This window comes from Burkholderia sp. ABCPW 11, from assembly GCF_001523445.1.
Classification (GTDB): domain Bacteria; phylum Pseudomonadota; class Gammaproteobacteria; order Burkholderiales; family Burkholderiaceae; genus Burkholderia.
The window spans coordinates 330,508-345,815 of sequence record NZ_LOVM01000032.1 but is presented as its reverse complement, the minus strand read 5'-3'; the positions used below and the strand labels follow the sequence as shown (position 1 = coordinate 345,815).

Annotated in this window: 11 protein-coding genes; 5 read left to right on the top strand and 6 right to left on the bottom strand. The window is 68.5% G+C overall.

The annotated features are described in order from the left end of the window. The 3 genes from WS61_RS14700 to WS61_RS14690 form a co-directional block, all read right to left on the bottom strand. On the bottom strand, window positions 1-1,724 hold a 1,724-nt coding region (locus WS61_RS14700), incomplete at its 3' end, for a beta strand repeat-containing protein (RefSeq protein WP_373557121.1). Between the two features lie 509 nt (window positions 1,725-2,233). After that, entirely contained in the window at window positions 2,234-3,478 is a 1,245-nt protein-coding gene (locus tag WS61_RS14695; RefSeq protein ID WP_059501108.1) for an FAD-binding oxidoreductase, read from the bottom strand. Between the two features lie 67 nt (window positions 3,479-3,545). Continuing rightward, on the bottom strand, window positions 3,546-4,325 hold the full coding sequence (locus WS61_RS14690) for an ABC transporter substrate-binding protein (protein ID WP_059501107.1): 780 nt from the start codon (window positions 4,323-4,325) through the stop codon (window positions 3,546-3,548). 374 nt (window positions 4,326-4,699) lie between these two features. Between WS61_RS14690 and WS61_RS14685 the strand changes: the two genes are divergently transcribed. The 5 genes from WS61_RS14685 (at window position 4,700) to WS61_RS14665 (ending at window position 10,031) form a co-directional block, all read left to right on the top strand. Further along, complete coding sequence (locus WS61_RS14685; protein ID WP_059501106.1) at window positions 4,700-5,674, top strand: ornithine cyclodeaminase family protein; 975 nt, start codon at window positions 4,700-4,702, stop codon at window positions 5,672-5,674. Then, window positions 5,671-6,465, top strand: coding sequence for a transcriptional regulator (locus tag WS61_RS14680; RefSeq protein ID WP_059501105.1), 795 nt, complete (start codon window positions 5,671-5,673; stop codon window positions 6,463-6,465). Before WS61_RS14685 ends, WS61_RS14680 begins: the two co-directional genes overlap by 4 nt. Before the next feature lie 185 nt (window positions 6,466-6,650). Next, window positions 6,651-7,382, top strand: a complete 732-nt coding sequence (locus tag WS61_RS14675) for a DsbA family oxidoreductase (protein ID WP_059501104.1) — start codon at window positions 6,651-6,653, stop codon at window positions 7,380-7,382. A 120-nt stretch (window positions 7,383-7,502) separates the two neighbouring features. Beyond that, window positions 7,503-8,942 carry a DHA2 family efflux MFS transporter permease subunit gene (locus WS61_RS14670; protein ID WP_059501103.1) on the top strand — a complete coding sequence of 480 codons (1,440 nt, stop codon included), beginning with the start codon at window positions 7,503-7,505 and terminating at the stop codon, window positions 8,940-8,942. 300 nt (window positions 8,943-9,242) lie between these two features. Beyond that, a complete protein-coding gene (locus tag WS61_RS14665; protein ID WP_043205476.1) occupies window positions 9,243-10,031 on the top strand; it encodes a sulfite exporter TauE/SafE family protein in 789 nt (262 codons plus the stop codon). A gap of 153 nt (window positions 10,032-10,184) precedes the next feature. Here WS61_RS14665 and WS61_RS14660 read toward each other — a convergent pair whose 3' ends face one another. The 3 genes from WS61_RS14660 to WS61_RS14650 form a co-directional block, all read right to left on the bottom strand. Beyond that, a complete protein-coding gene (locus WS61_RS14660; protein WP_059501102.1) occupies window positions 10,185-12,020 on the bottom strand; it encodes a S10 family peptidase in 1,836 nt (611 codons plus the stop codon). A gap of 613 nt (window positions 12,021-12,633) precedes the next feature. Next, a complete protein-coding gene (locus WS61_RS14655) occupies window positions 12,634-14,724 on the bottom strand; it encodes a D-(-)-3-hydroxybutyrate oligomer hydrolase (protein ID WP_059501101.1) in 2,091 nt (696 codons plus the stop codon). Between the two features lie 138 nt (window positions 14,725-14,862). Further along, on the bottom strand, window positions 14,863-15,228 hold the full coding sequence (locus WS61_RS14650) for a BON domain-containing protein (RefSeq protein WP_059501100.1): 366 nt from the start codon (window positions 15,226-15,228) through the stop codon (window positions 14,863-14,865). Window positions 15,229-15,308: the final 80 nt, after the last annotated feature.

The window sequence follows — 15,308 nt, the reverse complement described above, 5'->3', positions numbered from 1 at the left end:
GGGTTGCCACCACCAACGCCGCCCAGTGCGCCCGTCACCGTGCCCAGCGCGCCGGTCAATGCGCCTGCGGGATTGCCACCGCCGACGCCGCCCAAGGCGCCCGTCACCGTGCCCAGCGCGCCGGTCAATGCGCCTGCGGGATTGCCGCCGCCAACGCCGCCCAAGGCGCCCGTTACCGTGCCGAGTGCGCCGGTCAGAGCGCCCGCCGGGTTGCCACCGCCAACGCCGCCCAGTGCGCCCGTCACCGTGCCCAGCGCGCCCGTCAATGCGCCTGCCGGGTTGGCGCCACCAAGCGCGCCGGTAACACCGTTCACCACGCCCTGCACCGGCGCGAGCGGATTCGAGCCGCTGCCAAGGTTGCCCAGTGCCCCCGTGACCGTGCCAACGACACCGGTCAGTGCGCCGGCCGGATCGCCGCCGCCGATCGTGCCCGTGAGCCCGTTCACGACACCCTGAACCGGCGCCAGCGGATTCGAACCACCGCCGAGATTGCCCAGTGCGCCGGTGACCGTGCCCACTGCGCCAGTCAGCGCACCCGTCGGGTTACCGCCACCGAGTGCGCCCGTTACCTGATTCACCACACCTTGCACCGGCGCCAACGGGTTCGCGCCGCCACCGATACCGCCCAGTGCGCCCGTTGCCGTACCGAGCGCGCTGCTCAACGTGCCCGTCGCCGTGTTCAGCGCGCCCGTCACTTGATTCACGACGCCCTGAACCGGCGCCAGCGGGTTCGCGCTGCCGCCGATCCCACCCAGTGCGCCCGTTGCCGTACCGAGCGCATTGCTCAGCGTGCCGGTTGCCGTGTTCAGCGCACCGGTCAACGCACCCGCCGGGTTGCCGCCGCTCAACGCGCCCGTCACTTGATTCACTACGCCCTGAACCGGCGCCAGCGGATTCGCACCGCCGCCGATCCCGCCCAGCGCACCCGTCACCGTGCCGATGGCGCCGGTCAGCGCACCTGCCGGATTGCCACCACCGAGCGCGCCCGTTACCTGATTCACCACACCTTGAACCGGCGCCAGCGGATTCGCACCGCCACCGATCCCGCCCAGTGCACCCGTCACCGTGCCGATGGCGCCGGTCAGCGCACCCGTCGGGTTACCGCCACCGAGTGCGCCCGTTGCCGTACCGAGCGCATTGCTCAGCGTGCCCGTCGCCGTGTTCAGCGCGCCCGTCAATGCACCGGCCGGGTTGCCGCCGCTCAACGCACCCGTCACTTGATTCACCACGCCCTGAACCGGCGCCAGCGGATTCGCGCCGCCACCGACATTACCCAGTGCCCCCGTCACCGTGCCAGCCGTATTGCTCAGCGTCCCCGTCGCCGTATTCAGCGCACCGGTCAACGCCCCCGCCGGGTTGCCGCCACCGAGCGCGCCCGTTACCTGATTCACCACGCCCTGTACCGGCGCGAGCGGCTGCACCGTGCCGCCGCCACCGCCGAGTGCGCCCGTCACCGCCCCCACGGCGCCCGACAGCACTTGCCCCGGCTCCCCCAGCGACGTCTGGATCGCGCCGGACCCGCCCGCCGTCAGGGTCACCGAGCCCAGCGGCGACGTGCCCGTCGCGGCCAGCCCGACCGACACGCTGTTCGTCGGCGGATTGACGATCACTTGCGGGATCGGCAGCGCATCGAGGGCTTCCGCCATCGCGGAACCCGAAGCCAGTACGCCGAACACCGTCGCGACCGACAGCGCCACACCCGTCAATTTGAAGTTCTGTCCCATCTTTGTTTTTCCCCATCTCGGTTGGCACTACGTTGACAAAGCATGGGGACGGACTGCACGAAGCGTGCCAATTCCAAAAATCGGCCGTTTCGTCTGCCTACTTATCGGCAATAATGATTTTTAAATCGATTTCAGGTGAAATTGGTGGGTTGCCGAGACTCAATCGTCTGATGAAAAGGCCTCCGGAGCGCGGATGTAACGTAACGTTTGCGAGCCCTACGGTAACGTGTTCCGGTACATTCCGCGTAACGCCTGAACGCGCGGCCGCGATGGAGCCTATACCGTCGGAACTGGCTGCCCATTACGCATTTCAGCAATATGAAAATGCATTGATAAATCGCGATTTGCTGATTTTCTTTTATCGCGCGATTTTCTTTCCTATCGATTACACAGATCATTTCCGATTGCGTGGATTTCGACAATCCGGACGGCAAAATGAAAAACTGTGAACGACACGCGTTGCCACCGGCGCATGCCGGTGGCCGAATCCGCATCTGCGCACCGCGGGTTCAACCGAAGCGTGCGGGCCGGTACGGACGGGGATCGATATAGGTCGGCGCGCCCGTCATCATTTCGGCGAGCAGACGGCCGGTCGCGGGCCCGAGCGTGAGCCCATGATGGCAGTGGCCGAACGCGAACCACAAATGGCGGTGGCGCGGCGCGGGCCCGATCACCGGACGCATGTCGGGCGTGCACGGCCGCATCCCGAGCCAGGGCTCCGGATCGAGCCGCTCGCCGATGCCGAACGCGTCGCGCGCCAGCGGTTCGGCGCGTGAGAGTTGCACGCCGGTCGGCGGCGCGTCGCGCGGCGCGATCTCGACGCCGGTCGTGAGCCGCAGGCGGCCGCCCTCCATCGGCGCGACGACGAAGCCCTCCTCGGTATCGCACACGGGCACGTTCAGCAGCGTGCGGGTCGGCAGGTAATGCATGTGATAGCCGCGCTTCGCGCGCAGCGGAATCCGGTAGCCGAGCGGCGCGAACACCCGATCCGACCACGGCCCGAGCGCGACCACGGCCGAGCGCGCCGAGATCGGCCCGTGCTCGGACCCGATCTGCCAGCCGTCATCCACCTGCGCGAGCGTCGTCGCGTCGCCGCGCACGAACGTGCCGCCGTCGCGCTCGAACAACCGCGCATAGGCCTTGGTCAGCCCGCCCGGGCTCGACACCGTCTTCGGGTCCTGCCAGTGAAAGGCGCCGCAGAAGGCGTCGCCGATACCGGGCTCGCGCGCGCGCAACGCACGCGCGTCGAGCACGGTCATCCGCAGCCCGTGCGCGTCGGCCACGCGCTGCTGGGCGCGCGCTTCCGCGTCGAACAGCGCGGGCGAACGAAACGCCTCGATCCATCCGCCGTCGTGCACGAGCGGCTGCGCGTCGGTGCGCGCGAGCAGCGCATCGTGCTCGACGACGCTCGCCGCGACGAGCGGCAGCAGGTCGCGCGCGGCGGCCGCGAGCCGCTGCGGCGACGATTCGCGCCAGAAGCGCGCGAGCCAGCCGGCGTACTCGGGCAGCGCCTTGTAGTCCCAATAGAGATCGACCGAACGGTTGCGCGCGTAGCGCAGCAGCGTGCCGAGCCGGCGCGGAAACGCATACGGCACGACCGACGAGCGCTCGATCAGCCCCGCATTGCCGTGGCTGGTTTCCTCGCCGGGCGCGCGCCGGTCGACGAGCGCGACGCGCAGGCCGCGATCCTGCAGATGCAACGCCGACGACACGCCGACGATGCCGGCCCCCAGAACGATGACGTCGAAATCCATGGTTCCCCGCACTGCGTCGAGATGGGAGGCGCCGTGCGCCAGCCCCGCGGCCGGCGCGCGGCGGCGCTCACTTCGCGATGATGTCGCGCTTGAAATACTTCCGCGACAGCGCGCTCAGCGTGCCGTCCTGCTTCAGCGCGTCGAGCGCGCCGACGATCTTCGCCTGCAGCGCCTTGTCGTTCTTGCGCATCCCGAAGCCGGTGCCTTCGCCGAGCGTCGCCGGATCCTTCAACGGCTCGCCGACGATCCGGTAGTCGCGACCGGCCGGCTTGTCGAGGAACCCGTCCTGCGCGGTTTGCGCTTCCTGCACGGCCGCATCGAGACGCCCCGCGACGAGATCGGCGTAGATCTGATCCTGATCCGGGTACGACACGACGGCCACGCCCGCATCGGCCCAGTGCGCCTTCAGGAAATCCTCCTGCGACGAGCCCTGCAGCACGCCGACGTGCTTGCCGCGCAGGCTCGCGACGTCGGGCTTCAGCGGCGAACCGTGCTTCGCCACCATCACGATCGGCACCACGTAGATCGCCGGTGTGAAGTCGATGCTTTGCTTGCGCTTCGCGGTGATGTTCATCGCCGAGTTGATCGCGTCGAACTTGCGCGCCTGCAGCGCCGGGATCAGCCCGTCGAACGCATTCTCGACCCACACGCATTTCATGTTCAGCTTCGCGCACACCGCGTTGCCGATGTCGACGTCGAAACCCTGCAACTGACCGGCCGGCGTCTTGCTCTCGAACGGCGGATAGGCAGCTTCGATCCCGAAGCGCAGCGTGGCCTGTTCCGCATGGGCCGTGACGGCCGCGCACGCGAGCGCCGCAGCGGCGCAGAGGGAAAGTTTCCGGTTCATGACGGTCCTTCTGTTCTGGATTGAGGCTGGAGATCGGTCGTGCGACGCCCTCGACCGGGCGCCAGCGCGGCATCCGAGGCACGCAGCCGCCTGGCGACGTGTCGGATCACACATGCCAAATATAGACTTAAAGTCTACTATAGACTATAGGGGATACGAGAATGTCGCCCCAATTTCTCGACGTCGAAATTTCGTAGCCTGCTTCCAACGCCTTTGATTCCATGATGTTTTCCATGAATCCAGCAATGACGCAGCGTCTCGAAAAGAAAAATTCTCCCGATTTTGTTTGTCTATATTAGACTTTTCGTCCATCACGAACCCTGCCGGACGCCGTCTTTCGAGACTTTCTGTCCAGCCCGAACCGGAGATGTCCGATGACGCAAACCGTCCCCACCCCGCCGCTGATCGTCGACGAAGCCGCAGTGCGCGCGGCGCTGCCGTCGCTCGACGTGCTCGGCACGCTGCGCCGCATGTTCGCGTCGCTCGCCGCGGCGCGCGCAGTGCAGCCGCCGCAGACGCTCACGCTGTTTCCCGATCAGGCCGGCGACTTCATCACGTATCTCGGCGCGCTCGCCGATGCGCAGGTATTCGGCGCGAAGCTGTCGCCGTACATCGTGACGGGCGGCAAGCCCGACGGGAGACCGATCGTCACCGCATGGACCGCGCTGATGTCGATGCAGACCGGCCAGCCGCTGATGTGGTGCGACGCGGGGCTCTTGACCGTCGAGCGCACGGCCGGCACGACGGCGCTCGCGGTCGACTGCCTCGCGCCGCGCGACGCGCGTCATCTCGCGATCGTCGGCACGGGCGCGGTCGGCCTCGCTCACCTCAGGCACACGGCGGCGCTGCGCGATTGGGACACGATCCGCGCGTATTCGCCTGCGCTGGCCGGCGATGCGGCGCAGCAAGCGGCCCTCGCCGCGCTCGACCCGCGCGCACGCGCGGCGGCGAGCGTCGAGGCCTGCGTGCGCGACGCGGACGTGGTGATGCTGTGCACGTCGTCAGGCACGCCCGTGCTCGGCGACGGGATGCTCACGCGCCCCGCGCTCGTCACGTCGATCAGCACGAACGTCGCGCGCGCACACGAAATCCCGCCCGCGTGGCTGCCGGACATGGACGTCTACTGCGACTACCGGCACACGACGCCCGCGAGCGCCGGCGAGATGCAGATCGCGGCGGCCGAGCACGGCTGGGATGCCGGCCGGATCGTCGGCGACCTGCCCGCGCTCGTCGCCGGCACCTGCGCGGCGCCGTCGCGCACGCGTCATGCGTTGTTCCGCTCGATCGGCCTCGGGCTCGAGGACATCGCGATCGCGCATGCGCTGTACACGCATCTGACGCGCGCATGAACGGCATGCGCACGCGGGGCCGATACAATGGCGCAACCGCCGCGGCGGCCGCGCGCGGGCGCACGGGCATGCCGGCCGACGGTGCGCCGGCTCGCCGGCCCGACACGCTGCCCGGCTCCCGCCCACCCGAGATCGCGACACCGATGCGCAAGAAGAAATCTCCCGTCAAAGACCTGCTGCTCACCCGCTATGCGCCGATCGCCGACGGCATCGCCGCACTGTTCTTCCCGTACGCGGAAGTCGTGATCCACGACCTGCACGACCAGACCGTGCTGTATCTCGCGAACAACCTGTCCAAGCGCGAGGTCGGCGACGATTCCGCGCTAGAGGAAATCGATCATTCGGCGCGCGAGCGCGTGATCGGCCCGTACGAGAAGCTGAACTGGGACGGCCGGCGGATGCGCTGCGTCAGCAACGTGCTGTTCGACGACGAAGGCCGGCCGGCCGGGATGATGTGCATCAACTTCAACATCGCGGTGTTCGACGAAGTGCGCGCGACGCTCGATCTGTTCATCAAGGGCGCGGGCGTCGTCGCGCAGCCCGACGAGTTGTTCCGCGACGACTGGCAGGAGCGCATCAACACGTTCCTGCACGGCTGGCTGCGCGAGCGGCAGGTCGGGCTGAACGGGCTCACGCGCGAGCACCGGCGCGAGCTCGTCGAGGCGCTGTACGCGGAAGGCGCGTTCCGCGGCAAGAGCGCGGCGAACTACGTCGCGAACGTGCTCGGGATGGGGCGCGCGACGGTCTACAAGCACCTCAAGCACCTGAAGGAAACGCAGGGCGACGCGTGAGCGCGACGCGGCGGGCACCATCGCGGTAGCTCGGCGTCGGTACCGGGCCGGCGGTTCCACGCCCCTGCTTCGCGACACGCGGGCGCGCGCCCTTTCGCACCATGCCACACGGTTCCGCGAGCGACGAAGCGTCGAAACATAAAGTGATATAGTCTCGGTTACATTTTTTGCCGCCCGGACCGCCCATGACGACCGCTCCCGCCCCGACTGCCCGCCCGACCCTGACCGTCGAAATCTGGTCCGACCTGATCTGTCCGTGGTGCTGGATCGGCAAGCGCCGCTTCGACGAGGCGCTGGCCGCGTTCGCGCACGCCGACCGCGTCGACGTCGCGCTGCGCGCGTACCGGCTGATGCCCGGCCAACCCGTCGAGCCGGTCGAGGCGATGCTGGCCGGCAAATACCGGATGGCGCCCGCGCAGGTCAACCAGATGCTGCGCCAGGTGACCGATGCGGCCGCGAGCGTCGGGCTGCGCTACGACCTGCCCGGCACGCTCGTCGGCGACACGCTCGACGGCCACCGGCTCGTGAAGCTCGCGCAAGCGTCGGGCCGCGCGCACGCACTGACCGAGCGGCTCTACCGCGCCTATTTCTGCGAGCACGGCTCGCTGTTCGATCATGCCGTGCTGACCGAGCTTGCGGTCGAAGCCGGACTCGAGCGCTCGGCCGTCGAAGCCGTGCTCCGCAGCGACGCGTATCGCGACGAAGTCGAAGCCGACATCGCGCGCGCCGCACGAATCGGCGGGCGCGGCGTGCCGCTGTTCGTGTTCGGCGGCCGCTACGCGGTGTCAGGCGCGCAGCCGGCCGACGCGTTCGCGCGGGCGCTCGATCAGGCGTGGCGCGACGGCATCGTCGAACCCGCCGGCGACGACGCGGCCGCCTGCGGCCCCGACGGCTGCGAACTGCCGGCTCGATCGTAACGGCTCATCCCGCAGCACGCGCGCCACTACGCGACGCTCCTGCCACAAACCGGCAGGAAGCCCGCGCCGCCGGCATCTACAATGCATCCTTTCAAATAACTATCGGAAGGCTGCAGGCCCATGACCCACGGGATTCACGGCGAGAAGCGCTGGTACGCGCTGATCGTGCTCTGTCTCGGCGTGCTGATGATCGTGCTCGACAGCACGATCGTAAACGTTGCGCTGCCGTCGATCAGCACCGATCTCCACTTCACCGAAACGGCCCTCGTATGGGTCGTCAACGCATACCTGCTGACGTTCGGCGGCTGCCTGCTGCTCGGCGGCCGGCTCGGCGACCTGTACGGCCAGCGGCGCATGTTCCTCGCGGGCCTCGTCGTGTTCACGCTCGCGTCGCTCGCGTGCGGCCTCGCGCAATCGCAGGCGATGCTGATCGCCGCGCGCGCGGTGCAGGGGTTCGGCGGCGCGGTCGTGTCGGCCGTCTCGCTGTCGCTGATCATGAACCTCTTCACGGAACCCGGCGAACGCGCACGCGCGATGGGCGTCTACGGCTTCGTGTGTGCGGGCGGCGGCAGCATCGGCGTCCTGCTCGGCGGGCTGCTGACGAGCTCGCTGTCGTGGCACTGGATCTTCCTCGTCAACCTGCCGATCGGCGTCGCCGTCTACGCGATGTGCGTCGCGCTGCTGCCGCGCACGCGTGCGCCGGCGGGCACCGCACGGCTCGACGTCGCCGGCGCGATCACCGTGACCGCGTCGCTGATGCTGGCCGTCTACGGCATCGTCGGCGGCAACGAGGCCGGCTGGCTGTCGACGCAGACCGTCGCGCTGATCGGCGCGGCCGTCGTGCTGCTCGTGCTGTTCATCGCGATCGAGTCGCGCGCCGCGCATCCGTTGATGCCGCTCACGCTGTTCGCCGCACGCAACGTCGCGCTCGCGAACGCGATTGCCGTGCTGTGGGCAGCCGCGATGTTCGCGTGGTTCTTCCTGTCGGCGCTGTACATGCAGCGCGTGCTCGGCTACGGGCCGCTGCAGGTCGGCCTCGCGTTCCTGCCGGCGAACCTGATCATGGCCGCATTCTCGCTCGGGCTGTCGGCGCGCATCGTGATGCGTTTCGGGATCCGCGGCCCGATCGCCGCCGGCCTGCTGATCGCGGCGTGCGGCCTCGCGCTGTTCTCGCGCGCGCCGGTCGACGGCGCTTTCGTGTGGCACGTGCTGCCCGGCATGACGCTGCTCGGCATCGGCGCGGGCGTCGCGTTCAATCCGGTGCTGCTCGCCGCGATGAACGACGTCGACCCGGCCGATTCCGGGCTCGCGTCGGGCATCGTCAACACCGCGTTCATGATGGGCGGCGCGCTCGGGCTCGCGGTCCTCGCGAGTCTCGCCGGCGCCCGCACCGACGCGCTCGCGACGGCGCAAGCCGCGCCGCTCGACGCGCTGAACGCCGGCTACCGCGCGGCATTCGCGTTCGGCGCGGCGTTTGCGACCGTGGCCGCGCTGATCGGTTTCGCGCTGCGGATCCGGCCGCAACGCTCGGTCGAAGGCGCAGGACCCGCGATGCACTGACCGTCGGCAGCCGGACGGGAACCGGCCTCGAGTCAGGGCGTGCAGCATCGCGCCCTTTTTTGTGCGCACCGGACGCGCGGCGTACACGCCCGGTTCGCCCTGCCTTTTCAGGCCGACGACGCCTCTCAGCCCCTGCTCAAACGCTCGTTTCACGCCCGCCGGCCGTCGCCGCGTGCCCCCTCGCGGCCGATTTTTAACCCAGTCGTACGTTGACGCGTCACTTTTGCGACAATGGCGGACTTTGATGCGCGCGCCGCGGCCGCGCGCCGCCGCCGAACGCCGCATAACCGCCTGCTTCCGATGTCGCTTCCCCATATCGATCTGCTGTACTCCCTGTCCGGCCTGTTCGTCGGCATCCTCGTCGGCCTGACGGGCGTCGGCGGCGGTTCGTTGATGACGCCGATTCTCGTGCTGCTGTTCGGCGTCCACCCCGCGACGGCGGTCGGCACCGACCTGCTGTACGCGGCCGCGACCAAGGCCACCGGTACGCTCGTCCACGGCCTGAAAGGCTCGATCGACTGGCGCATCACGGGCCGGCTCGCGGCCGGCAGCGTGCCGGCCGCGGCGCTCACGCTGTGGTGGTTGCACACGCACGGAATGAACACGCCGGGCACCGCGCGGATGATCCAGCTCGTGCTCGGCGTTGCGCTGCTGCTCACGTCGCTCGCGTTGATCTTCCGCCCGCAGCTCACGGCATTCGCCGCACGCAACCCGCTCGCGCCGAGCCCCGCGCGCACGCTGTGGTCGACCGTGCTGACGGGCGCCGTGCTCGGCGTGCTCGTGTCGATGACGTCGGTCGGCGCCGGCGCGATCGGCGTGACCGTGCTCCTGCTGCTGTATCCGCTGCTCGCGACGACCCGCATCGTCGGTTCCGACATCGCGCATGCGGTGCCGCTCACGCTGGTCGCGGGCATGGGCCACTGGCTGCTCGGCTCGGTCGACTGGTCGATGCTGCTGTCGCTGCTGCTCGGTTCGCTGCCCGGCATCGTGCTCGGCAGCCTGCTGTCGGCGCGCGCGCCCGAGCGGCTGCTACGCAACCTGCTCGCCGCGACCCTGGTCGCGGTCGGCGTGCGGCTCGTGCTGGCGTAAGCGGCGAGGCCGCCCTTTCCTCCGCGGTTACACCCTTTTCCCGTCCGGCGCATGACGCGCCGGCCCAGCGCTCGCTGCACAAAAAACAGCCCGACCGGCCTGCGCCGATCGGGCTGTCGTCCATCCGGGGCGGCGCGCGCCGCCCCACGCCGCTTACTGCCCCTGCTGCTGCAGTTTCTGCTGCTTCATCTGCTGCGTGCGCGCCTGCAGCTTCAGCACGCGCTGCAGCGCGGTGCGGTTCGCGAGGATGCCGTCGTAGAAGTTGGCGAGATCGCCCTTCAACGCGGTCCGCGATGCGTCGTTCAGGTAGATCATGTGACCCGACGGGTAGTTCTTGATCGTCAGGTTCTGCGCCTTGAGCGTCGGATCGAGCGGCATCTGCGCGAGCGTCAGCTCCGTCTGGTGGAACGGCGTGACGGCGTCGAAATAGCCGTTCGCCGACAGCACCTTCAGGTCCGGGTTCACGCTCATCGTCGACGCCAGGTCGCCGGCCGTGTACAGCGTATTGCCGCCGCCCTTGTTCGCACCGGTCGGGTCCGTGTGGCTGAAGTCCCAGTTGTTGAAGACCTGGTCGTTCAGGTCCACGAACGACGACGTCGACGTGTACTTGAGGTCGGTGTTGATGTAGCTGTTCCACAGCACCGTGTATGCGCCGCCGACGTTCGTGATCGACGGATCGTTGCTGCCCGAGTTCGGCAGGATGTACGGCGCGATGCCCTTGCCCGTGAAGTTCGCGCGACCGTCGTACTGGCCGATCTGCGTGCCCGGCACGAGCGTCAGGAAGAACGTGTACGGCGGGTTGTCGTCCGACGACGGCACGTTGCCGAGCGCGGCCGGGTTGCCGAAGGTCTGGATCAGCGACGTCGGGTCCGTGCCGATGTACGCGCCCATCTGCTGCGCGGTCTGCAGGTTCAGGTTCAGCCGCACGTTCACGAAGCCGCCGTCCTGCGGGTTCGGCTTCTGCGCGAGCGGCGCGAGCGTGTTGTCCGCGTAGTTGCGGGCCTGAACCATGTACGCGTCGAGATCGGTCGGCGTCGGGTTGAGCGTCGTCTTCTTCCAGTAGAACGCGTCGGCCGCGAGCGTCGGGAACGTGCCCGGCGCGGACAGCGCGTTCGCGTAGTCGAGAATCGACGACTGCAGCGTGATCCCGTTCAGGTCGATGCCGTCCTCGTGCAGCACCCACGACACGACCGCGCTGCGCGCGGTGCCGTACGACTCGCCGTACAGGAACTTCGGCGAATTCCAGCGCGAATACTTGGTCAGGTAGCGCTGGATGAAGCGGTCGATCGAGCGCGCGTCCTGGTCGGTGCCCCAGAAGTCCTTGTTCTTCGCCGGCGCGATCGCCGTCGAGTAACCGGTGCCGACCGGGTTGATGAACACGAGGTCGGTGCGGTCGAGCAGGCTGTCCGGGTTGTCGAGCAGCTTGTACGGCGCGGGCGGGGTGAAGTTCGGGAACGACGACTGCAGGCGCTTCGGCCCGTACGAGCCGAGCAGCAGGTAGACCGACGACGAACCGGGGCCGCCGTTGTAGAAGAACGTGACCGGGCGCGGCTTCGACGGGTCCGGATTGTCCTGCGTGTACGCGACGTAGAACATCTTCGCGTTCGGCGCCGACGTGATCGGATCGATCGTCGTCAGGTGGCCCGTGGTGGCCGTGTACTTGATCGTCTTGCCGCCGATCGTCACCTGGCGGTGCACGACTGCCGCGCCTTCGGTCGAATCCGTGACCGCGTCGTTCGGCCCGGTGCCGTACACGTCGGTGTCGACGTACGGCTGGTCGGCCGCGGCGGCGGCCGTTGCGTCGGTGCTGGCCGACGTGCTGCCGCTGGACGTCGCAGCCGCGGTGGCGGCCGCCGCACTCGGGCTCGGCCCGTCGTCGCCGCCGCACCCCGTGACGAGCAGCGCCGCGGCCGCTGCCGCGGCGAGCGGTACGCTCAGGGTCGTTCCAAATAGCGCGAAACCGTCTTTCAAGGACTTGCGTGTCGTCATTATTGCCTCTCGAACAGAACGATAAATACCGCCGGCCGCAAAGGATCATTTGCGCCGGCGCTCCGCACCGGGAATGCATTCGTTATGCGACGCACTCCGAGTTTTTTACCGGATCGGCGAATACCGATCGGCACGATTTACCCCACCCACGTTTTTTTGCAACCGCACAATGGAATCAATTCCATTGCGAACGGCAATTCAACGGTTTGCAGCAATACGAATGCATTTCGCGAATTCGCATGCGCACGAAATCGACGACCAAAGGACGCCCTGCGAAGCCCGCCCGGCAACGCGCCTTCACTTCGAACAGACGAACGATCCCGGTCGGCGCGATACCGATTAATCGCGAAACGGCGATCAATTGCGACGCGAGTCGACTGAATAAAATCGAAAGGATCGATTAACTAAAAGGAAAGGAATATTCTCGTATCTGGAATTTATTAAATTAAGTGAAAATACCGGCGCATAATAGGTTCCGGATTTATGGCCGTAAAGTAATAATTTGTTACGGCGCTCGCCATTCGGATAAAAGGCAGTACGGGACCGATTCCAGGCGACGTAAAAAAAGCCGGACGGCTGTCCGGCTTCTTCGGAGGCGGCGCGACGGCCGCCGTCAGAGCGGCACGTCGATCGTGCCGACGCCGGCGGAGATCGCGTTCGCGCCCGGCGCGGCCGAGATCGGCGGCAGGTTCGCGCTCGTCAGCGCGGGTGCGGCGCCCGGCGTGCCGCCGCGCGGCACCGTGCGGATCACCTGCGACGGCGGCAGCGGCGCGCCGTTCTTCAGGTGCTTCCACATCAGGTTCAGCGCCTGCACGTTGTAGTAGTGAACCGGCACGAAGCGCGTGTCGAAGCCCGGAACCGACAGGAATGCGTCGAAGTGCTGGCCGTTCGTCACTTCGTAGAACACCAGCTGGCTGCGCCCGGCTTCGCTGATGCCGTTCTGCGCGACGTACGCGCGCGACGCGTGGTTCACGGGAACGAGCGCGTCGCTGCGGCCCTGCACGATGATCGCCGGCTTGCCGTGCAGGTTCGCGTTCACGCGCACCGCGTCGATGTTCGCGGGCATGCCGAGCATCCCGTTCGTCCACAGCTGGCGCAGGCACAGCGCGCCCGCGAAGCTCGCGTCGGGCGTCGCGAGCCGGTGGTCGACGCCCGCGCCGTTGTTGAACACGAGATTGATGCCGGCCGTCGGCGGTACGCCGTTGCCGGCGCCGAACACGGCCGGCATCGGCGACGCGGCGGGCGCCGCGACCGCGCCGGTCGCCGGGTTCGTCGTCGCGAAGCTGAAGTTGCACAGGTTGTCGGTCACGCGCGAGCGCGTGTACGCGTTCGCATAGGTGACCGCGATCGCGGGAATCGCCTGCGAATCCCACATCGACGCCTGCAGCAGGTCGGAATCGGCCAGATAGCCGGCCGCATGGAGCTGCGCGAGCGCGTCGGCCGCCTGGCTCTGCGTGTCGGCGCCTGCCACCAGCCCGGCCGCGGCGAGCGTCGCGCAGCGCTGCGCGCGGATCGACTGCGTGGTCGCGGCCGGCAGCGCGCTCAGGTACGGCGCGCCGGCCAGCGACGCCGATGCGGCCGCGCACGGTTCCAGCAGGTTCGCGAGCGTCGCGTAATCGGCCAGCGGCCGGCCGAACGACGGCACCGGCTGGCCGCCCGCGCGAACGACCGCATTCGGCGCCATCCGCACGTTGATCTGCGGCTCGCCGACCACGACCGCGGTAATCCAGCCGCGGTCGTCCTGCTCGGCCGCCGCGAGCGAGGCGCCGCCGCCGTTGCTGACCGACGCGGCGATCGTCGTGATGTCGCCCGCGCGATAGCGCACGCCGTGACGCGCGCCGTCGATCAGCGGTCCGAACTGCTCGTTGAGCGCCCAGTACGCGAACTCGACCGACTGCAGCGTCACGCGCCCCCAGTCCTGCTCGGGATTCTGCTGCGAATGCGCGTGCTTGAACGCATAGCGGTTCGGGAAGCGGCTGTTGAACGCGGCGAGATCGCCGCTCGTCACGTTCGCGGTGAACAGGCTCGCGGTGCCGGCCAGCACCGCGTTGGCGAGCGTGCCGTCGATCAGCGTGACGGTGTCGGAACCGAGCTCGTGCGCGCCGTTGCCGCCGCCCTTGTCGTTGTAGGCCACCGCGCAGCCGCGCTTGAGCGCCCACTCGCCGGCCGCGGAAATCGCGCCGTACACGCCGCGCGAGCCGGACGACGTCGCGGTGACGATGCACGGCCGCGCGGGATCGAAGCTCGCGGGCACCTGCACGAGCAGCGTCACGTTCTTCGCGCCGCTGCCGTCGTCGGCATACGCGAGATATTCGGTACCGGGGATCTTGCCTTCGCCGAGCGTATCGTTGCCGTCGAGGTCGACGTTCGGCCCCCAGAAGCGGCCGTAGCCGCCGTTCGCGCTCATGTCGACGAGCGCGCGGTAGTTCGACCAGATGGCGAGGCGACGCAATTCGGCGCTCGTCGGCCGCGACGGGTTCGCGAAGCCGGGCGCACTCGCCGCGGCGAGGCCCGTCTTGCCGAGGCCGGCCGTCAGCAGGTCGTCGCTCGCGCCGTCGTAGGCCGTCGTGCGCACGCTGCCGGACACGAAGCCGGGCAACCGGTTGCGCTCGGCCGACTCGTCGCCGTTGCAGGCGCCGAGCATCGCGACCGCGGCCAGCGCCGCCCCCCACACCACCCGCCTGCCCCACCCGAGCTTCGTCATCGCCGCCCCCTCGATATCGTTATCGGTCCGCCGCCGCGCCGCGCACGGCGTTCGGTTTCTGAAGCGCAAACGGGCCCCGGCATGCCGGGGCCCGCCTGGAAACGGGCGCACGCGGCGCTCGCGCGCCGCCGCCCGGCATTACTGCTGCTGAACCGTCAGCTTGTTCGTGACCGACGTCACGCCCTTCACGCTCTTGGCTGCCGCTTCCGCCTTGTCGATCTGTGCCTGGTCGGGCACCGTGCCCTCCAGCGAGATCGCGCCGCCCTTCGAACGCACGACGAGGTTCGCCACGTCGATGCCGCCTGCCTTCGTAATGGCCTTGCGCACCGCGTAGCCGAGCTTGCGGTTCGCCTTCTTCGCGGTTTTCGCGGCGGCCTTCGGCGCGCTCGCCGCGGCCGACGGCGCTTCCGTTGCCGCTGCGTCGCTCGACTGCGCATACACGCTGCCCGACAGACAGGCCGCCACGGCGGCGACACCCAACGCTCTCAACACGATCGACTTCATGCTATCTCCTTATCACTCCGGAACGGCCGTGCACAGTACGGCCGGATACCCCCAAAAACAGCCGGCCCGCGCGCGAACGG

Coding starts and splice junctions, on each gene's coding strand:
- WS61_RS14695 (WP_059501108.1), bottom strand. CDS start 3,478: ATGGATTTCGACGTCATCGTTCTGGGGGCCGGCATCGTCGGCGTGTCG.
- WS61_RS14690 (WP_059501107.1), bottom strand. CDS start 4,325: ATGAACCGGAAACTTTCCCTCTGCGCCGCTGCGGCGCTCGCGTGCGCG.
- WS61_RS14685 (WP_059501106.1), top strand. CDS start 4,700: ATGACGCAAACCGTCCCCACCCCGCCGCTGATCGTCGACGAAGCCGCA.
- WS61_RS14680 (WP_059501105.1), top strand. CDS start 5,671: ATGAACGGCATGCGCACGCGGGGCCGATACAATGGCGCAACCGCCGCG.
- WS61_RS14675 (WP_059501104.1), top strand. CDS start 6,651: ATGACGACCGCTCCCGCCCCGACTGCCCGCCCGACCCTGACCGTCGAA.
- WS61_RS14670 (WP_059501103.1), top strand. CDS start 7,503: ATGACCCACGGGATTCACGGCGAGAAGCGCTGGTACGCGCTGATCGTG.
- WS61_RS14665 (WP_043205476.1), top strand. CDS start 9,243: ATGTCGCTTCCCCATATCGATCTGCTGTACTCCCTGTCCGGCCTGTTC.
- WS61_RS14660 (WP_059501102.1), bottom strand. CDS start 12,020: ATGACGACACGCAAGTCCTTGAAAGACGGTTTCGCGCTATTTGGAACG.
- WS61_RS14655 (WP_059501101.1), bottom strand. CDS start 14,724: ATGACGAAGCTCGGGTGGGGCAGGCGGGTGGTGTGGGGGGCGGCGCTG.
- WS61_RS14650 (WP_059501100.1), bottom strand. CDS start 15,228: ATGAAGTCGATCGTGTTGAGAGCGTTGGGTGTCGCCGCCGTGGCGGCC.